We start from the raw sequence: 18,834 nt of genomic DNA on the forward strand, positions 1-18,834 counted from the left end.
GGAGGTGTCCGATGGTGAGAACGCGATTGTCGCGTGCCGAGAGGTACGACCAGCTGATCGACGTGTCGTGGGCGTTGGTGCGGGAGGAAGGTGCCGACGCCCTGACGCTCGGCCGGTTGGCAGAGCGCGCAGGCGTCGCGAAACCTGTTGTGTACAGCCATTTCGCGTCGCGGGCCGCCCTTCTGGCCGACCTGTACACCGAGTTCGACGACCGGCAGGCTGCCATGCTCGAGCAGTACCTGGCGGACAGTGACGCAACGCTGTCCGGGCGCGCCGCTGCGATCGCGAACTCGTACGTCGGATGCACCCTCGCGCAGGGGCGGGAGCTGACGGGGGTTCTCGCCGCGCTGGAGGGCTCGCCCGAACTTGAACAGGTCAAGCGGACGGCCGAGGAGAAGTACTCGAACCGTTGCCGCGAACTTCTGGAGCCGTTCGCCGGTCCCGCGGGAGTCACGCAACCGTCGATGACCGCAATCTTCGGTGCCGCCGAGGCGCTGTCCCGCGCGGCCGCGGCGGACGCACTGGAACCGAACCAGGCCCGGGCTGAACTGTCGTCGTTGATCGAGGCGATGGTCGGCCGCGTCTAGAAGGCGCGAGCGCACCCGCTGACGAAACGTCCACTTTCGAGGACTGTCTCGGACGCCGACCCGCCGGTAGCGTCCTTCTGTGCTCGACGGCCTAACCGTCTCGGCGAGATTCGCATCCCCAGGAGGACCCATGCCCGGTTTGCTCGAAGACAAAGTTGCCATCGTCACGGGCGGGTCGAGCGGGATAGGGCGAGGGATCGTCGAGAAGTACGTCGCCGAGGGTGCGAAGGTCGTCATCGCCGACATCCGCGACGACGACGGGTCGGCACTCGCCGGTCAACTCGGCGAGAACGCCGCGTTCGTACATTCCGACGTGACGAAAGAGGAGTCGATCGAGTCGACGGTCGCCTTCACCGTCGACACCTTCGGTCGTCTCGACGTGATGGTGAACAACGCAGGGGCACAGGGTGACCCGTCGACGATTCTCGACGTGCATGCCGACGGCTTCGACAAGACCATCGCGCTGCTGACGCGGTCCGTTCTGCTCGGCACCAAATACGCCGCGGCCCAGTTCATCCAGCAGGGTTCGCCGGGTTCGGTCATCTCGACCGCCAGTGCTGCTGCCCTGCAGGGCGGGTGGAGTGCGGTGGGTTATACCGCCGCCAAGCATGCGGTCGTGGGCCTCGTAAGGCAGGCTGCCGCAGAACTCGGCCAGTACGGAATCCGGGCCAACGCCATCGCGCCCGGAATCATCATGACCCCGATCATGTCTCGCACGTTCGGCGTCGAGGACGGGCGATCCGAGGAGTTCACGACGTTCCTGGCCGAGCGACTGGGCCCCGGCCAGCCGTCGCGTCGCGTGGGCTTTCCCGCCGACATCGCGGGCGTCGCGACCTTCCTGGCCAGTGAGCTGTCCGAATACGTCAACGGGACCGTCATTCCCGTCGACGGCGGTGCAACGAGCGTAACGCTGGGCACGTTCGCGACGGATGTCGTCGCGGCAGCGAACGAATTCGTCTCCGGCGCAACTCGATAACACTCACGGGTCGTATCGCCGGCGCCTCGATTTCTGTGCCGGAACGACGAGCGTCGGCATCGCCCGCGTCAGATAGTCCGCGAACGCAGGCGCAGTGAAGGCAGCCGTCCCGTCGTCGCGCAGGTAGATCATTCCTTTGTCGACGAGATCGCTTCGCGTCGAGTGGCATCGATGTGCAGTCCGTTCGAGCAGCCGGGCGGTCTCGGTTTCCTCCGTGGCATCGACGACCGCACGCAAGTACGCCAGCTCCAGTTCCGTTGCCCGAGCGAGCATTGCGCCGAAGTAGCGGTGATCGACGTGCTCGACGTAGGCCGTCTCTGCCGCTGCGCCCACCACGGCCGAGGCTCCAGCCCTCTGCCACAGGACGTACCCGAGCGACTGGACGAGGGCCGGAACGCCACCGGTACGTTCGACGGCCCATGCGATCGCGTCGTCGTCCCATTCCTGATGCGTGCGTAGCAGATCGGCAGTCTCGGCACTGGACAACGCCTCCAGTTCCACGAAGTCGAAGAGGCGCTTCGCGCGGACCTGCGTCTCGGGCATGAGCGCGTCGGATCTGGGGATTCCGGCGCCGACGAGGGTGATGGGCAGCTCCCGCAGGTACGTCCGGTGTAGCCCATCGACCAGCGCGCCGAGTTGTCGGACGGTCAGGTGATGCATCTCGTCGACGACGAAGACGACGCCGGTGCGGTGCTCGTGGGCTGCCTCGCCGAGCGCCAGGAGAACGGCGGTGACGTCAGCCGCGAGATCGCCGGTGTCGGCGCTGCCGGGCGCCGTCAGGTCCCAGTGTGCGGTGAGCGGACTGTTCTCGCCGAGGGGTGACGCGAACGAACCCAGCGCCCGTGCCGCGGCTTCGGTCTCGCCCGACCAGCGCGAGCGCGGCGCGAGGGAGAACAGCGCACTACGGAACTCGAAGGTGAACTGACGGCGAAACCCCAGGTCGTCGCGTCGGACAGCGCCGGTGTCGACGACCGTCCACCGTCGTCGACGAGCGATCTGCGCGAACTCACGCAGGAGGACGGTCTTACCCATTCCTCGCAACCCGGTCACCCACTGAGATTGCCGAGGATGTCCGCGTTCGAGCCCGTCGAGCAGCGTCGTGAATGCAGTTCGGTATCCCTCGCGCCCGACGAGCATGCCCGGCTGCGCTCCGGCGTCGGGAGTGAAGGGATTTTCCATACCGAAAGTTATATTGTGTCGCCAGAACTAAGTAAATCGCTGGCGGTGAATTTCAGAAGAACCCCCGTCCGGGCTAGGGATGCCTGTTGGTCAGGCGCTCGACCATCCAGTCGAGGCCGGCGGAGACCGCGTCCCGTGCGTGCCGTCCGTCCGCCGTTGCGTCGAAGCCATGTCCGACGCCGTCGACCCTCTGAATCTCCAGCGGTGCGTCGACCTTCGATGCTTGTTCGACGAACCCGTTCTGGCCGTCGACGAAATCCGGTATCTCGTGCTCGACGAGTGTGAGGAACGTGGGCACCGACGCGATGCCCGCGATAGCTTGCGCCGGCGTCGGCCAGCCCGGAGTCCCGGGACCGGGCAGAACGGGGTACGTCAGTTCGACGCACCGCAGCCACGACGGCGGCTCGGCGAGAAGCGGGTAAGCCAGCGGGCCACCGCCGGAGAAGAACCACGCACCCACCGAGTCGCCGTCGGTCGTGGGCAAGGAACGAAGTCGATCTAACGCCGTCGTGACCGTCTCAAGTGCCTCGGGGTAGAGGAATCCGTTCAGGAGATCATGGTCGACGACGCCGGCCGCGATTCCCCGCCGGGCCAAGTGGCTCGCGTAATCACGGTAGAAGCGTGAATGTCGCGGTGTCACTGCGGGTTTCTCGGGAAAGAGTCCGTGAACGAGCAACACACACGGGGCAGGCAGGCCGTCGGCGGGCAGATAGACGTCCAGATTGTCGTACGACTCGGGGGCGACGTGTTCGGCGGGCAGGATCAGGGGCGGATCACTGAGGTCGGGCAGCATGGATTCCTCTCGGCGACGGGATTGTCCAGGAAATCCTCCTCACCGCCATCCGTTCCTGTCCAGTCATTTTCGAGTCTCACCGGGAGCCGATCCGTATGGTTGGTTTCGGGCGCGAGTAGGCAGGGGTGGAAACATGAGTATGCGAGACAGGTTGATCCGTGCGGAGCCGTCGACGCTCGTGTTCGGTGACCCACACACAGCTGCCGACGGCGCGACCATCATCGCTGTCTCCTCCGTTCGGTCCGACGGATCACGCACGGCGGCAGGGTTGTTCGTTGTAGTGGATGGAAAATGCACGTGGACGCCTGCGGTGGATCAGACGCGCATCGCGATGTTCGGTATCGCGGTCGGACTGGTAGCGGCGACGATCTCCGCCCTTGCAGTCCTACGGCGTCCGCCGTGGCCGGACCTGACCGGGACGGTCCGGATCAACTCCTGAGGAACCTCATCACCGTATCCGTCTGTCCGACGACGGCGTGTCCGGTGTCGGGCAGTACCGTGACCGACGCGTCGGCGATCGATTTCCTTACACGACTGGCCGTTTCGGCGGAATCCATCATGACATCACGGTCGCCGACGATCACCTGCACGGGAATCGAGATGCCGCGGAGGTCGTCGTCGGAGAATATCGGCAGTCGCTCCGTGCGCGGCTTGAAGTGCGCGAAAATGCGTACCACGTCGTCGAGAACCGGTGCAGCGGAGGCGGTGTGCAGACCCGTCACCATCTGCGCGGTGCGTCGCCGCCCACGCTTGCCGAAAGCGCGCAAGAGCAGGGCCTTCGGTAGCCATCCCATCGTCTGGCGACCGATTCCGCCCGGGCACAGCAACACCAGCTTGTCGACGCGGGTCGGTCGACGAATCGCGTAGTCGAGTGCTGTCCAACCGCCGAGCGACATCCCGACGAAAGACGTGTGCGCGACGTCGAGGGCGTCGAGTACCTCGTCCAGCCAGGACGCGAGTGCGTCCGTGTCCAAGGGAAGTCGCACAGGGTCGCTTCCGCCGGGTTCGCCCAGCATGTCGACGGCGTGGACTCGGAATTCGCGCGCCCAGGTGGCAATGTCGCCGATCCAGGTTCCGGCATGCGATCCCGACCCGTGCAGCAGAACGAGCGCCGGAGCATTCGCTGGGCCGGACGTGACGACGTGCGTTTCGCCTGCTCGCGTCGAGACGCGTCGCTTCTCCGACGGCACGGGCCAGCTGTCGAGCATGGCGCGGTAGCGGCGCGCGACGTCGTCGGCTCCGGCGGTAGAGGTGTAGATCTGTGTCGTTGTCATGCACGTATTGTGCACTAAAGGAGCAAAATAGGGAAGCATAGGGAGTAGCAAGGAAATATTCGGTTACGACAGCGGCGGCATACGGCTCGCGACCGCGCCACTCGGGGGCATGAATGAACTATTGAAGCCATCTGATCGTATGAATGAACCATTCAAGCGGTGACAGCGCCCCAAAACCGTTCCGTCACAGAGGTTTCCGACGCCCAGGCACGTCGAAACATGCCGAAGGGTATGGTTCCTCCATGACGTGGTCACGGGTCAGGGGGAGTTCGGTGGCCCTCGGAGCAGTCTGCGCGGTGCTCGGCGCCGCGACGTCGGCGTGCGGCGAGTCGGTGCACGCGGCGACCGGACGGTGTTCCGACGCCGGTGTGTCGAGCGTCCGCGTCACCGGCGATGAGCCTCCGGAATGGGCCGACCACTGGGTATCGCGTTCCGAAGGCTCGATCGGCGGCGGTTCCGTGACGCCTGGCTCCGACTACGACGCCACTTTCGACAACGTCTATTCCTGTGTCGGGTTGACGGCCCAGAAGTGGAACGCGATGGCGATGGGCAATAGCACGATGGAGCAGCGCGCGGTGCGCGTCGGCGTCGACGACTACTACTACCGCGCGGGCGACGTGACTATCGAGAATCGCAGTTATGCAGTGGATGTGGTTGTCGCGCAGATGAACTCGGACTCGGCCAGATTCGGAGTGGCGTTCTCGCCGCTGTCCGAACCGCGGCCGCTCGACGACGTCTACGGCGGAGCGTTCGTCGTTCAGCGGATGCGTGAGGCCGGAGTTTTCTAGTCGATCGTCTGATCCGGTGCCGTGTCGGCGAGTGCCTCGATGAGGTCCCGTTGAATGTCCGTCGCCGGAATCGACGAGTCGACGACGGCCGAGACCGCCAACTGCAGCCTGCGGTGCGCTTCGGTGCGGAATGCAAGACCGGTCTTCGGCGTGCTCTCCGCAGTGCTCGCGTAGATGATCGACCAGCATTCGGGATGGTTGAGCAATTCGGCGCTGGCGGTGTGATCAGGGGCAACGGGCGGACCGAACGTCAGCCGCAGACCACTGCGTTTCATCGCGCCCTCGATCACACGGTGCAGCAGGATTTGATCGGAACGTTTCGGTAGCAGCAGCGGGTACGCGGCCAACTGTTCGAGGCTGGGGTTCTCACCACGGGCCAGCGGATGACCTTCGGCGAGCACGACCACCAGATCTTCGGTCCACAACTCGGTGACCTGCAGGCTCGACCGCTCGACGCTTCCGCGAATCAACGCCACTTGGCAGTCCCCGGACATGACTGCGTCGATTTGTTCGGCGAATCGTTTCAGCACGAAGTCGATCTCCGCTTCGGGATGCCGCTCGCGGACGCGAACGATCGCGGCGAGCGCGTTCGCGGCGAACGTCATGTTGCCGGTGAGGCGTAGCTGGTTCTGCTTCCGGGTCGTCAGCGCCAGCGCTGCCTGCTCGAGTTCGAGCATATGCCGCGCGATCGACACCAATTGTGCTCCGACAACGGTCAATCGGACCGATCTCGACGACCGCTCGAACAGCGGTTCGCCCATCTCGCGTTCGAGCTTGGCTATCTGGAGACTGATTGCAGATTGGGACACATAGCAGCGCTCGGCCGCCCGAGAGAAACTCAATTCCTCGCCCACGGCCAGGAAATACTTCAGCTGCCTCAGCTCCACGTCGCCTCCATCCATGAGTTTCGCTCATCGATGCTATTCCAACTTTCGCGTTGATAACGACTTCGTGCCCGCGTTCTATGGAGTGTGGAAGATCGATTCGTGGGAAAGGGATGCAAGACAGTGGACACGTACGAGGTCGTCATCGTCGGATCAGGATTCGGAGCACTGGCCGCCGCCAAGACTCTGGGCAAGGCGGGCGTACGGTTCTCCCTCATCTCCAGCACGACCGAACATCTCTTCCAGCCGTTGCTCTACCAGGCCGCGACGGGCATGCTGTCGACCGGCGAGATCGCCCCGCCGATCCGGCGCATCCTTGCCGAGTACGACTCGGCCGACGTCCGTCTGGGACGCGTCGTCGATGTCGATCCCGACAAGCACCAGGTCACGTACACCGCCGCGGGTGCGACGCACACGATCGGCTTCGGCAAGCTCATCGTCGCGACAGGCGCCACCCAGGCCTACTTCGGACGAGACGAGTTCAAGGACCGCACGTTCGCGCTCAAGACCGTCGACGACGCCATCGCACTGCGCGAGCAGATCCTGAGCTGCTACGAGAATGCACATCTGGCCTCCGACCCGGCCGTGAAGAAGGACCTGCTGAGCTTCGTGGTCGTCGGCGCCGGTGCAACGGGCGTCGAACTCGCCGGCCAGATCAGGGACCTCGCCCAGCGGTACTTCGCTGGCTCGTTCCCCGACATCTCTCCCGACGACGTCACCGTCACGCTGGTCGACGGCGTCAAGGACGTTCTGCCCGCATTCGGCGGCAAGCTGTCGAGTTACGCGCGCACGAAGCTCGAGAAATCGGGAGTCGACGTCGTCACCGGCGCGCTCGTCACCGACATCGACGAAGACGTGGTCACGATCCAGGATGTCGACACCAAGACCTCCCGCACCATCGCGGCCAAGACCGTCATCTGGTCGGCCGGCGTCCAGGCAAGCGATCTGGCTGGAACCGTCGCCGAGCGAACCGGTTGCGACACCGATCGGGCCGGACGTCTTCTGGTGCACGACGACCTCACGGTCGGTACGTCGAAGGACGTCTACGCCATCGGCGACGTGACGTCGCTGAACGGCCTGCCCGGCCAGTCGCCCGTCGCGATGCAACAGGGACGCCACGTCGCGAAGATGATCACCGGCAAGGTCGAGAACGGGACCGCGTTCGAGTACGTCGACAAGGGAAGCATGTCGATCGTCGGCAGATTCAGTGCCGTCGCACGGTTGTTCGGCAAGGTCGACATGTCCGGACCGATCGCCTGGGTCATGTGGCTCGCGGTGCACCTGCTGTACATGGTCGGCTTCAGGAATCGCTACGTCGCGGTCGTCTCGTGGCTCAGCTCGTACATCGGTGACCGTCGCCCGCACTTCCAGTACACCGATCGCTGGGAGAAGGTCGACGAGCGGGAAGAGGATCAGATTGCAGCCTGACCTCGGTCGAACAGCACGCCCGGGTTCAAGATCGAGTGGGGGTCCCACGCGTTCTTGATCGCAGCCATCGCCTGAACCTGGACGGCCCCGCGCTGACGCGTCAGCCACCGACGTTTCGCTCGCCCGACTCCGTGTTCGGCGCTGACGGTTCCTCCGACCGAGAGCACGTGGTCGAGGACAGCGTCTTCCAACGCCTCGGCCACGGCCTCGGAGAAGGTTCCGGATCCGGGCAGGATGTTGACGTGGATGTTGCTCTCGGCGAAGTGTCCGAACAGCACTGGGATCGCGGCGGCGTCCACTCCGTGCACCGTCGACGGAAGTGCGTCTACGAACGCGCAGAACTCGTGCACGGGCACACCGACGTCGAGCTTGACGGGAACGCCTGCAGCACTGACGGATTCGGTGATGCGCTCGCGGAACGACCACAGTGCTCGTCGTTCGGTGACCGAGACGGCGACCGCGATCCGGTCGGCGTCCAATCCCGACGCCGTGAGCGAGTCGATCACCGGTGCAGAGGCGTCGACGAGGCTGCGGTCGCCGACGTCGGAGTCCCCGAGCTCGACGAAGACCCAAAAGCCGTCGGTCGGCAGCGGTGGTGTCGTATCCAGAAGAGCCGCAGCACGTTTCACGGCACTTCCCGCTGCCCACTCCACTGCGTCGAGCCCGGGAAACGACAGCAGGGTGGTCAGCGCATCGGCGGCACTCCCCGAATCGGGGAAGGCGAATGCAAGAACCAGTCGATCGCGATGCGGTGCGACGAGCTTCCACGTCACGTCGGTGATCACCGCGAGCGTGCCCTCGGATCCGACGAGGAGGTTCGTCAGGTCGTAGCCGGTGTTGTCCTTTCGTAGACCGACCCGGCGGTCGACGACCTCGCCGTTCGCGAGCACCGCCCGCAGGCCGCCGATCCGGTCACGCGCCGTGCCGTACCGCAGCACCCGCGCGCCACCGGCGTTCGTCGAGGCAACGCCACCGACCGTCGCCGACGCCCCGGACGCGAGCGCCAAACCGGTCGTCCGACCGTTCTCCTGAGCAAGTCGTTCCAGTTCGTGCAGCGTGACGCCGGCTCCGACCGTCACCGAGCCGTCCTCGCGCACGTCGGAAGTCGATGTCAGTGCCTCGGTGGTCACCACGACGGATCCGTCCGCTGGAACTGCGCCGCCGACAAGGCCGGTGTTGCCGCCCTGTGGAACCACGGATACTCGATGGTCGTTGCACACAGCCAGCACAGCGGCAACGTCCTCGACCGACCGTGGCCTCGCGACCGCTCGCGGCGAACCCGTCCACCTGCGCGTCCAGTCCGTCGAGTAGCGAGCCATCGCGTCGGCGTCGCGCAGGATTCTCCCGGGGGCGGCGGCGTCGAGAGCGGCGTCGAACGAAGAGTCCATCACGTCAGGCTATCGGGAACCTCGTCCGGGCCGAGAGATTCGAGTCGACGCCGGAGGAACTCGCGCGTGGGCGCGTCGGGAGACAGTGACATCGCTTTGGCGTAGGCGGCAGCTGCGTCGTCGACGCGCCCGAGGCGCCCCAGGAGATTCGCGCGGGCCGCCCACGCGGGCTGGAACGACGTCGCGACCGACGCGTCGTCGAGCATCCGCAATCCGACTGCAGGACCGTCGATTTCGGCTGTGACGACGGCGAGCGCGACTGCTCCGCCGACCGTCGGTGCAAGCGTCTGCAGCGCAGAATGGACTTGGGCCAAGTGATACCAGTCGGTCACGCCGGTGCGTCGGCGCGCACAGTGTACGGCCTCGATCGCGGCTTCGAGCTGAAAACGGCCCAACGGCGACCCCCTGCTCGTCGACGCGTGTGCGACGCGCAGGTGGTTCTCGCCGCGTGACAGAAGGTCCTGGTTCCAACGCGTCTCGTCCTGCTCGGGTAGCGGCACGAGGACGCCGTCGTCGTACCGTGCCGGAAGCCTGGCGAGTGACAGACACATCAGTGCAGCGAGACCGTGAGCCTCGGCGTCGTCCGGCAGCAGGACACAGAGAGTCTCGACGAGATGCAACGCTTCCCCCGCGAGGCCCTCCCGTACCTCGGTGCCGGTGGTGTGCCAGTCGATCGCGAACGCACCGTGCACCGCCGCCATGACGGCCGTCAGCCGAGCCGGAAGCACCGATCGATCGGGCAGCTCGAACGGGATGTGTGCATCGCGAATACGTTTCTTCGCCCGTCCCAGACGAGCCGCGAGGGTCGACGTGGGGAGCGCGAACGCCTGGGCGATCTGCTTCGCCGTGCAGCCGAGGACGACGTCCAACATCAGCGGAGTGTGTACGGCCGGATCTATCGCCGGGTGAGCGCACATCAGCATCAGCTGCAGTCGCTTGTCCGGAACGGCATCCGGGTCGATGTCGTCTACGCTGCTGCGGGCATGAACTGCGGGGTCGAGCGAAACGCTGGTCCGACTGGCGGCCGATTTCCAACCGTCGCGCTGGCGATGCCGCGCCGCGGTCAGCAGCCACGCGTCCGGGTTGGTCGGGACGCCGTTGCGTGGCCAGGTCGTCAACGCACGCTCGAACGCGTCGGCCAACGCGTCCTCGGAGCTGGTGATGTCGCCGCTCGCCCCGACCAGAATCGCGAGAAGCCGCCCGTACGACGTGCGGGCGGCCGCCTCGGCGTGTGCGACGGTGCTGGTCAGGTCCATGATCCGTCGACGAAGGACGTCGCCGCCGCCCGTACCTCGATGACGCCGTACTGGGCGCCGGGGCACCGCTCGGCCCACATCAACGCCGCGTCCAGGTCGGGAACATCGATGACGAAGACGCCGCCGAGTGCTTCCTTGGTATCGGCGAACGGGCCGTCCTGAATCTGCACGGTTCCGTTCCGTAGCGTGACGGTCGTCGTCGCAGTTGTGTTGGTCAGGACCTCGGCTGCAACGAGGACTCCCGCGGCCTGCAGCGCTGCGCCGTACGCGCCGAAGGCTTGCTGCATCTGGTCGATCGCCTCCTCGGGGATCTCCCCGTCGGCAGGTTCGGCATTGTTCAGAAGAAGTGCGTAGCGCATGGTGTGCTCCTCGTCGTCTGCAATCTCCACCGCGTCGTGCGGTCTTTCACCGTGATGACGATCGACGCGTGCCGCAATCGACAACGCTCGACCAATTTTCGGTCATAGCTGCCGCGAACAGCGGCCCATTCACTGTCGACGCGTGCCCGTTACCGCCGTCGAGATCGAAGAACCCGCTGAAATCAGTCGCAAAGTCTGTTTGTTGTCGTATTGTGATCTGATCGTATGTTTTCGAGGCGGTCGGGAAGGGAGCTCGGATGGCAACACCTACCGGTGCCGCGCTTGCCGTGTTCCTGGGCGGCCGCCCGGCGTCGCACAGCCTGCGCAGTACCCGCGCCGCGACTTCGAGAATGGTCGACGCCATCATCGATGGCACCGACTGCACCGAACTGACCGACGACCACGGCCGCGACGAGGTAGCTCAAATCGCCGCGCTGTGCGTCGAGCTCGCTGCAGACGTCCTCGACAGCGGAACGCAACCGTCCACCGTCGACCTGACGAGGCTGCGAGAACACGCAGCCAGGTGGGCTCGGGCCGGCATGCAGATCGCGCCGATCCTGCACGCGTTCCACGTGGGCTTCTCGGCCGGATTGCGGCTGGTCGCCGACACTGCGGACGCCGACGAACATGCCGCGCTGGTCGACGGCGCGGTGTTGATGTTCGGGCTTCTCGACGTCGTGTCCGAAGCGGTTACGTCGGCCTACCTGGACGAGTACAGGGCCGCCGCGACGCTGCACGACGACGCCGGGCATTCGATGACCACCGCGTTGCTGACCGGCGGCACCCGTGCGCAGCGCCTTGCCGAGCGGTCCGGCATCGAATTGGCCGCGTCGTACGACGTCATCGCGTTGCACTTTCCGCCGCACCCCGACGAGAAGGGGTCCCCGGCCGAGCGGGACATAGCCGCGGGAATGAAGCAGCGCCGTATCCACGCCGCCGTTGCCGACTGTGTGTCCCCGTCTCTCGCGCTGGCCGTGCTGAGTCCGACCGGTGGCACCGTCCTGGTGCCCGACACGGCGTCGAACAGTGCGGAGACGATCGTCGAGCGCATGAGCGCGGCAGGTGGCATCTCGATCTACGCGGCGTCGGTGACGGCGACGATGGATCATGTTCCGGACGCGGCCGAGAACGCGTACGAGCTTCTCCGTCTCGTCCAGCGACTCGAGTATCGACCGGGCGTGCACCGCATCTCCGACCTCGCGCTCGAATTTCAGATCGCGCGCCCCGGCGTCGGAAGACGGCACCTGCAGAAACTGCTCGACCCGCTGCGGGTGGTTCCGGATCTGCTGCCGACCCTACGTGCGTTCGTCGGAGCCGAAGCCAACCGCAAGAAGGCGGCCAAGCAACTTGTCGTGCACCCCAATACCGTCGACTATCGACTCAAGCGCATCGAGCAGATCACCGGAATCGACCCCATGAAGTCGTCCGGCCTACGGTCGCTGCATGCCGCATTGATCGCGGACTCGTTGGATGCGCACACTCCGTCGGAGGCGTCCAGGCGATGACCGTCACGTCGATGTCCGCACGCGCCGCACTCGTGGCGATCGATGCGATGATCCCGTCCTTCCAGCCCGTGGTCACGCTCGACACCGGCGGAGTCGTCGGCGTCGAGGCGCTAGCGCGCTGGCCAACCGTCGAAGGCGTCGATCCTGCCGAAGTGTTCGCGCTCGCCCGGCGACGCGGCGTCGTGGCCGACGTCGACATCGCTTGCCGCACTGCGGCAGTCAGAGAAGCTCGATCGTCGTTGTCGGTGCGTGGCCTCACGTTGTTCCTCAACGTCGAACCGTGCGGCGCAGCCGATCCGGTTCGGATGGAGGCGCACCTCGACACGCTCGCAGACGACCTCGATGTCGTACTCGAGATCACCGAACGTGGCCTCGACGTCGACCCCGACGGTCTGCGCGCCATGGTCCGAGCGGCACGCCGTCGTGGAATCACCATCGCACTCGACGACGTCGGCTCGAACTGGAGCACGCTGGAGGCACTACGCATCGTCGAACCCGACATCGTCAAACTCGACGCGCGAATTCTGCGCCACCCGGGGACGATTCGGTCCCGTCGTGTGCTTCGTGCGGTTCGACAGCATGTCGACGACGCATCCGCGGTGATGGTGGCCGAAGGCATCGAGACTGAACGTGACCGGGCCCGCGCCGTCGACCTCGGTGCCACTCTGGGTCAGGGCTGGTTCTACGGGCGGCCCGTGTCCATCTCCTCCATCGGCGACGTGGAGCGCTGACGTCAGCGGAACTCGTCGACGTGGTCGAGGGCCCACTGTGCGAAACTCGTTGCGCGGCCGGTCTCTCGTGGGCGACATGTCCCACTCGCGGTGGTCACATCAGAGATCCCGGTTCATACGGAAGCGACTGGGACATCACGCCCAGCTTCGGCTTTCCCCGGCTTCTCCCTTACCAGGGTCGGCATACTCTCGACGGCCGCCCGCCGAATCCACCGCCGGGGATCACGGGCGAACGTGAAGTCGAACCGGGCGAGCACCGTCCGCCGGGCCAGGGCGAACAGGACCGCCGTGCCCGTGACGGCCATCCATGTCGGCATGGGATACAGCGCGAGGCGCTCACCGAGGCCGAAGTGCAGCGTCTGTGCGACCATCAGGATTGCGCCCACCACTCCGACCGCCGCACACAGAGCGGACCACACTGCGACCAGTCGTCGTTCGTGCCACAGATGCCATGCGATCAACACGAGCACGACATGCCGGGCGATGAACCCGGGAAGTACCGCGGTCCAGTGGACGATCGTGCCGTCGTTCGCGGGGAACAGGCCAGTCGCGGCGGTACTGACGGCAATGACGACCGCAAGCGAGAGGATCCACTTCTTCTCGCGGCCGCTTCTGATGTGTCGGTGAAGAAACACCGCGCCGACCAGCGTAAGGGCGCCGAGCACGATGAACGACGAGTTCATCACGTCGTGCATCGGTGAACACGAGTCGACGTCGCACGTGGTGACCCCGAGAGAGCTGATCGAATCTCGGGCGAAGCTGTACGGCGTGTTCCAGGCCGCGGCGGTGAATACCTCTGCCAACAGATAGGCGAACGAGAGTATCCAGGCCGTCCCCGCTGCCAGATGACGAAGGTTGTGGGTTCGGCGTTCGTGACTGATGAGAAACTCCCTGTCGCGTCGAGCGTGGTTCCGGCACACCCTACGGCCCGAACCTGAGAGCCTGCCCGAAATGACCAGTGCCACTCTCAGGTTCGCGTCGGGAACCGGACGGTCGGTACCGTAAGAATGTCGTCAAGAACGCACGGTCGGTCCGTAAGGAGCTCGTAAGAATCGTCGTCCGGACGCGTCGACGAGCCGAAGCTGGGGTCATGGCCGATATCGCTTACCTAGCCGTCGTACTCGCCGCGTTCGCGTCGTGCGCGCTCGTCGTACGGGCACTTGGAGCAACACAGTGATCACGTATTCAGGAGTCGTGAGCGTCGTGGCGATCGCACTCGCAGCAGTCACGGTCGTCTACCTGCTGATCGCTCTGCTCGACCCCGAGAGGTTCTGACGCCGACATGAATCCTGCGCTTCTCGCGGGCCTGCAGATCGCTGCTGTGATCGCCGTGCTCGCACTCGTCTACGTGCCGTTGGGTGACTACATGGCCCGCGTGTTCGACGGCACCCGCGATCTACGGCTCGAAGCGGTGACCTATCGCCTCTGCCGCATCGATCGACGGACCGAACAGACCTGGGTCGGCTACGCAGGCAGCCTGCTCGCCTTCTCGGCGGCCTCGGTGCTGTTTCTATATGTGCTGCAGCGGATTCAAGGCGTTCTCCCGCTGAACGACGGGTTGCCCGGAGTGAGTCCGGCCGTCGCGTTCAACACCGCCGTTTCGTTCGTCAGCAACACCAACTGGCAGTCCTATGTACCCGAGACGACGATGTCGAATCTGACGCAGCCGCTCGGCCTCGCCGTGCAGAACTTCGTGTCCGCGGCGGTCGGTATGGCGGTGGCGGTCGCCCTGGTACGTGGATTCGTGCGCGTACGAAGTGGCGGCGAGATCGGCAACTTCTGGGTCGACCTCACCCGGGGAACGCTGCGGATTCTGCTTCCGATCTCCTTCGTCATCGCCCTGGTGCTGCTGACACAAGGTGTCGTGCAATCGTTTTCGTCGGGTTTCACCGCGCACGGGCTGGACGGATCGATGACGAACACCGCACTTGCACCTGCTGCATCGCAGGAGGCCATCAAGGTGCTGGGGACCAACGGTGGCGGAATCTTCGCCGCCAACTCGGCACACCCGTTCGAGAATCCGACGCCATTGAGCAACATCGTTCAGATCATCGCGCTGCTGCTGATTCCCGTCTGCCTGACGCGAACGTTCGGCACCATGGTCGGAAGTCGCAAGCAGGGTCTGACGGTACTGGCCGTCATGGCGACGCTGTGGGGATGCTTGCTCGCGGTCACGCTCGCCGCCGAATCCGGCACCCGCGGGATCGCTGCGAACGCGGCGGGCGCGATGATGGAGGGCAAAGAGGTACGGTTCGGTATCCCCGGCTCCGTGCTCTACGCCGTCTCGACGACCGGAACCTCCACGGGCGCAGTCAATGCCGCGCACGACAGCATGTCTCCGCTCGGTGGAGGGGCGGTCCTGCTGAACATGCTGTTCGGAGAGATCGCGCCCGGCGGCGTCGGTACCGGCCTCTACGGGATGCTGATCCTCGCCGTAGTCGCGGTGTTCGTCGGTGGACTTCTCGTCGGACGCACCCCGGAATTCCTCGGCAAGAAACTCGGTCGACGCGAGATCACGATGGCGGCCCTGTCGGTGCTGGTCATGCCCGCGCTCGTGCTCGTAGGCACCGCCGTCACCGTCGTTCTGGACTCCACCACAGGGTTTCAGGGCAACTCGGGTGACCCGGGCACTCCAGGGTCGATCCACGGGTTCACCGAGGTTCTGTACGCCTACGCGTCGGCCGCCAACAACAACGGAAGCGCGTTCGGTGGCCTGACGGTCACGAGCGACTGGTTCCAGACGTCCCTGGGCCTTGCGATGCTGTTCGGCAGGTTCCTGCCGATCGTCTTCGTGCTGGCGCTCGCCGGCTCCCTCGTCAAGAGCAGGCGTACGGCCACCGACGTCGGAACGCTGCCGACCACCGGTCCTCTGTTCGGCACGTTGCTCCTCGGCTCGGCGGTCCTCGTCGCCGCCCTCACCTTCTTCCCCGCCCTCGCTCTGGGCCCGATCGCGGAGGCGATGCAATGACTGTCGTGACCAGTCCCGAACAGCCCGCGGATATCGAAACCACCGTTCCTGCCGGCAAATTCGACACGGACCAACTGTGGACCGCGCTGCCGGGTGCGTTCCGCAAACTCGATCCTCGGCACCTCGCGAGGAACCCCGTCATGTTCGTGGTGTTCCTGGGGTCGGTGGTGACGACGGTCCTTGCCGTCGGCGACCCCTCCGTCTTCGCGTGGTCGATAGCGGGGTGGCTGTGGTTCACGGTGCTGTTCGCGAATCTCGCCGAATCCGTAGCGGAAGGGCGTGGCCAAGCGCAGGCCGCGAGCCTGCGCAAGGTCAAGCAGGACACCACCGCGCGACGACGCACCGCGGGCGGAGGCGTCGAGACCGTACGCGGCTCCGACCTCGCGATCGGTGACGAGGTGATCGTGGCCGCCGGTGAGACCATCCCGGGTGACGGCGACGTCGTCGAGGGAATCGCCAGCGTCGACGAATCGGCGATCACCGGTGAATCGGCCCCCGTGGTCCGCGAAGCCGGCGGCGACCGGTCGGCGGTCACCGGCGGCACGACGGTCCTGTCCGACGAGATCGTCGTGTCCATCACCGCTGCGCAGGGTGAGACGTTCGTGGACCGGATGATCGGACTCGTCGAAGGGGCGTCTCGTCGGAAGACACCCAACGAGATCGCGCTGAACATCCTGCTGGCCTCTCTCACGATCGTGTTCCTGCTCGCCGTCGTCGCCATCGGACCGATGAGCGCCTACGCCGGTGACGAACAGGATCCGGTGCGGTTGATCGCGCTTCTCGTCTGCCTGATCCCGACCACCATCGGAGCGCTGTTGTCCGCCATCGGGATTGCCGGCATGGATCGACTCGTGCAGCGGAACGTCCTGGCGATGTCCGGCCGGGCGGTCGAGGCTGCCGGTGACATCGACACACTGCTCATGGACAAGACCGGCACGATCACCTACGGAAACCGACGCGCGACCGCTCTGCACCCGGCGCCCGGGGTCGACGCCGTCGACCTGGCTCGCGCGGCGCGGCTCTCGTCGTTGGCGGACGGCACGCCCGAAGGGCGCAGCATCGTCGAATTGTGTTGCAGTGAATTCGATCTGGCGCCGACAGCCGACGCGTCGGAGATCGCCGGTGAGTTCGTTCCCTTCACCGCGCAGACACGGATGAGCGGTATCGATATCGGTGACAGCAGGATTCGCAAAGGCGCTGCGGACACCGTCGCCGCATGGATACTCGAGAACGGCGGTACGCCGGTGGACGCCGTGCGCAACACCGTGCACGACATCGCGCAAGCAGGAGGTACGCCTCTCGTCGTAGCGGAGACGGCCGACGGCTCCTCGACTGTGCTGGGCGTCGTCGAACTGTCCGACGTCGTGAAGCCGGGAATCGCACACCGCTTCGCGCAACTGCGGGCGATGGGCATTCGGACGGTCATGGTCACGGGCGACAACCCGCTGACCGCGAAAGCGATTGCCGCAGAGGCCGGTGTCGACGACGTCCTCGCCGAGGCGACGCCGGAGGACAAACTGGCGTTGATCAGGAAGGAACAGGAAGGTGGCAGGCTCGTCGCGATGACGGGCGACGGCACCAACGACGCCCCTGCGCTCGCACAGGCCGACGTCGGCGTTGCGATGAACACGGGAACGTCCGCCGCCAAGGAAGCCGGCAACATGGTCGATCTGGATTCGGATCCGACCAAACTGATCGAGATCGTCGAGATCGGTAAGCAGTTGCTGATCACGCGCGGCGCGTTGACGACGTTCTCCCTGGCCAACGATCTGGCCAAGTACTTCGCGATCTTGCCCGCCATGTTCAGTGGGCTGTATCCGCAGCTGAGTGGGTTGAACATCATGCGACTCGCGACGCCCGAGTCGGCGATCCTGTCGGCGGTCATCTTCAATGCGCTGGTGATCGTCGTGCTGATTCCGTTGGCACTGAAAGGTGTTCGCTATCGCCCGTCGTCGGCTGCCTCGCTGCTGCGGCGAAACCTGTTGATCTACGGCGTCGGTGGCGTCGTCACGCCGTTCGTCGGCATCTGGCTGATAGATCTTCTCGTCCGACTCGTTCCCGGGATTGGTTGACATGCGCTTCGCACACGGTTTTCTTCGTCAGATGCTCGCCGGCTTCGCGGTACTCGCCGTGTTCACCGCTGTTCTCGGCGTCGGTTATCCCGTCGCTGTGTGGGCCGTCAGCCGTCTGGACACGGAGTCGGCGGAGGGGTCGCCGCTTCGAGACGCTGCAGGATGCGTCGTCGGAAGCTCTCTGGTCGGTGTCGATCCACAGGTTCCGGACGGACAGCCCGACCCGTACTTCCACCCCCGCGTCACCGGATCGGTCGCCGACGACGACGCGTTCGCGCCCGGTGACCCGAGTGCCGCGCTCCCGACCAACCAGGGTCCGAGCAGCGAAACGCTGGCGTCGTTCGTCCAGCAACGCCGTGCCGCTGTCGCAGCGCGTGAGAACGTCGACCCGAGCCTGGTGCCCGTCGACGCCGTGACGGGATCGGGATCGGGCATCGATCCCGACATCAGTCCCGCCTACGCGGCGTTGCAGATTCCACGGGTGGCCGAGGTGAACGGCCTGAGCGTCACCGACGTTCGAGCACTCGTCAACGACTACACGCACGGTCCGCAGTACGGTGTACTCGGGGCGGCTGTGGTGAACGTTCCGCAGCTCAACGTCGCTCTCGGACTGACTGCGCCGCACTGCAGCCCGGACTAGGAGACG

Annotated in this window: 19 protein-coding genes; 11 read left to right on the forward strand and 8 right to left on the reverse strand. The window is 65.5% G+C overall.

The window, feature by feature from the left end:
• The first annotated feature begins 11 nt into the window (after window positions 1-11).
• Both A3K89_RS22010 and A3K89_RS22015 read left to right on the forward strand, forming a co-directional pair.
• Window positions 12-587, forward strand: a complete 576-nt coding sequence (locus A3K89_RS22010) for a TetR/AcrR family transcriptional regulator (protein ID WP_068430732.1) — start codon at window positions 12-14, stop codon at window positions 585-587.
• A gap of 130 nt (window positions 588-717) precedes the next feature.
• Window positions 718-1,563, forward strand: coding sequence for an SDR family NAD(P)-dependent oxidoreductase (locus A3K89_RS22015; protein ID WP_068430734.1), 846 nt, complete (start codon window positions 718-720; stop codon window positions 1,561-1,563).
• Window positions 1,564-1,566: 3 nt separating this feature from the next.
• Here A3K89_RS22015 and A3K89_RS22020 read toward each other — a convergent pair whose 3' ends face one another.
• Both A3K89_RS22020 and A3K89_RS22025 read right to left on the reverse strand, forming a co-directional pair.
• On the reverse strand, window positions 1,567-2,742 hold the full coding sequence (locus A3K89_RS22020; RefSeq protein WP_068430737.1) for an ATP-binding protein: 1,176 nt from the start codon (window positions 2,740-2,742) through the stop codon (window positions 1,567-1,569).
• A gap of 73 nt (window positions 2,743-2,815) precedes the next feature.
• Window positions 2,816-3,535 (reverse strand): dienelactone hydrolase family protein, encoded by a 720-nt coding sequence (locus A3K89_RS22025; RefSeq protein WP_084423985.1) that lies wholly within the window; start codon window positions 3,533-3,535, stop codon window positions 2,816-2,818.
• 133 nt (window positions 3,536-3,668) lie between these two features.
• On the opposite strand from A3K89_RS22025, the gene A3K89_RS22030 reads away from it, so the two are divergent.
• Window positions 3,669-3,974, forward strand: a complete 306-nt coding sequence (locus tag A3K89_RS22030) for a hypothetical protein (protein ID WP_068430739.1) — start codon at window positions 3,669-3,671, stop codon at window positions 3,972-3,974.
• On the opposite strand, the gene A3K89_RS22035 is transcribed toward A3K89_RS22030, so the two are convergent.
• On the reverse strand, window positions 3,964-4,809 hold the full coding sequence (locus A3K89_RS22035) for an alpha/beta fold hydrolase (protein WP_068430742.1): 846 nt from the start codon (window positions 4,807-4,809) through the stop codon (window positions 3,964-3,966). The two genes, A3K89_RS22030 and A3K89_RS22035, sit on opposite strands and share 11 nt — an antisense overlap.
• A 242-nt stretch (window positions 4,810-5,051) precedes the next feature.
• Between A3K89_RS22035 and A3K89_RS22040 the strand changes: the two genes are divergently transcribed.
• A complete protein-coding gene (locus A3K89_RS22040; protein ID WP_157105411.1) occupies window positions 5,052-5,597 on the forward strand; it encodes a hypothetical protein in 546 nt (181 codons plus the stop codon).
• On the opposite strand, the gene A3K89_RS22045 is transcribed toward A3K89_RS22040, so the two are convergent.
• Window positions 5,594-6,484: a LysR family transcriptional regulator gene (locus tag A3K89_RS22045; protein ID WP_068431035.1), complete on the reverse strand. Its 891-nt coding sequence runs from the start codon at window positions 6,482-6,484 to the stop codon at window positions 5,594-5,596. The genes A3K89_RS22040 and A3K89_RS22045 overlap by 4 nt on opposite strands.
• 120 nt (window positions 6,485-6,604) lie before the next feature.
• Here A3K89_RS22045 and A3K89_RS22050 point away from each other — a divergent pair, with 120 nt between their 5' ends.
• Window positions 6,605-7,909: an NAD(P)/FAD-dependent oxidoreductase gene (locus tag A3K89_RS22050; RefSeq protein WP_068430748.1), complete on the forward strand. Its 1,305-nt coding sequence runs from the start codon at window positions 6,605-6,607 to the stop codon at window positions 7,907-7,909.
• Here the strand turns inward: A3K89_RS22050 and A3K89_RS22055 are convergent.
• The 3 genes from A3K89_RS22055 to A3K89_RS22065 are packed head-to-tail and all read right to left on the reverse strand — an operon-like array spanning window position 7,894 to window position 10,912.
• Window positions 7,894-9,297, reverse strand: coding sequence for an FAD-binding oxidoreductase (locus A3K89_RS22055; protein WP_068430751.1), 1,404 nt, complete (start codon window positions 9,295-9,297; stop codon window positions 7,894-7,896). The two genes, A3K89_RS22050 and A3K89_RS22055, sit on opposite strands and share 16 nt — an antisense overlap.
• Entirely contained in the window at window positions 9,297-10,553 is a 1,257-nt protein-coding gene (locus tag A3K89_RS22060; protein ID WP_157105412.1) for an RNA polymerase sigma factor, read from the reverse strand. The genes A3K89_RS22055 and A3K89_RS22060 overlap by 1 nt, the downstream gene beginning before the upstream one ends.
• The gene (locus A3K89_RS22065; protein ID WP_068431038.1) at window positions 10,544-10,912 is read right to left on the reverse strand and encodes a YciI family protein; all 369 of its coding nucleotides are present in this window, start codon (window positions 10,910-10,912) and stop codon (window positions 10,544-10,546) included. The genes A3K89_RS22060 and A3K89_RS22065 overlap by 10 nt, the downstream gene beginning before the upstream one ends.
• A gap of 257 nt (window positions 10,913-11,169) precedes the next feature.
• Between A3K89_RS22065 and A3K89_RS22070 the strand changes: the two genes are divergently transcribed.
• Window positions 11,170-12,417 (forward strand): PucR family transcriptional regulator, encoded by a 1,248-nt coding sequence (locus tag A3K89_RS22070; protein ID WP_068430754.1) that lies wholly within the window; start codon window positions 11,170-11,172, stop codon window positions 12,415-12,417.
• The gene (locus tag A3K89_RS22075) at window positions 12,414-13,148 is read left to right on the forward strand and encodes an EAL domain-containing protein (RefSeq protein WP_068430757.1); all 735 of its coding nucleotides are present in this window, start codon (window positions 12,414-12,416) and stop codon (window positions 13,146-13,148) included. The genes A3K89_RS22070 and A3K89_RS22075 overlap by 4 nt, the downstream gene beginning before the upstream one ends.
• 113 nt (window positions 13,149-13,261) lie before the next feature.
• Here the strand turns inward: A3K89_RS22075 and A3K89_RS22080 are convergent, their stop codons facing one another.
• Entirely contained in the window at window positions 13,262-13,954 is a 693-nt protein-coding gene (locus A3K89_RS22080) for a DUF998 domain-containing protein (RefSeq protein WP_084424003.1), read from the reverse strand.
• Between the two features lie 370 nt (window positions 13,955-14,324).
• On the opposite strand from A3K89_RS22080, the gene A3K89_RS22085 reads away from it, so the two are divergent.
• The 4 genes from A3K89_RS22085 to A3K89_RS22100 are packed head-to-tail and all read left to right on the forward strand — an operon-like array spanning window position 14,325 to window position 18,828.
• Entirely contained in the window at window positions 14,325-14,423 is a 99-nt protein-coding gene (locus A3K89_RS22085; RefSeq protein WP_114330101.1) for a potassium-transporting ATPase subunit F, read from the forward strand.
• 7 nt (window positions 14,424-14,430) lie between these two features.
• Window positions 14,431-16,116: a potassium-transporting ATPase subunit KdpA gene (gene kdpA, locus A3K89_RS22090; RefSeq protein WP_068430763.1), complete on the forward strand. Its 1,686-nt coding sequence runs from the start codon at window positions 14,431-14,433 to the stop codon at window positions 16,114-16,116.
• On the forward strand, window positions 16,113-18,188 hold the full coding sequence (gene kdpB / locus A3K89_RS22095) for a potassium-transporting ATPase subunit KdpB (RefSeq protein WP_068430766.1): 2,076 nt from the start codon (window positions 16,113-16,115) through the stop codon (window positions 18,186-18,188). Before kdpA ends, kdpB begins: the two co-directional genes overlap by 4 nt.
• Window position 18,189: 1 nt before the next feature.
• Complete coding sequence (locus tag A3K89_RS22100; RefSeq protein WP_068430768.1) at window positions 18,190-18,828, forward strand: potassium-transporting ATPase subunit C; 639 nt, start codon at window positions 18,190-18,192, stop codon at window positions 18,826-18,828.
• Window positions 18,829-18,834: the final 6 nt, after the last annotated feature.

It is taken from the genome of Rhodococcoides kyotonense, assembly GCF_001645385.1.
Classification (GTDB): Bacteria; Actinomycetota; Actinomycetes; order Mycobacteriales; family Mycobacteriaceae; genus Rhodococcoides; species Rhodococcoides kyotonensis_B.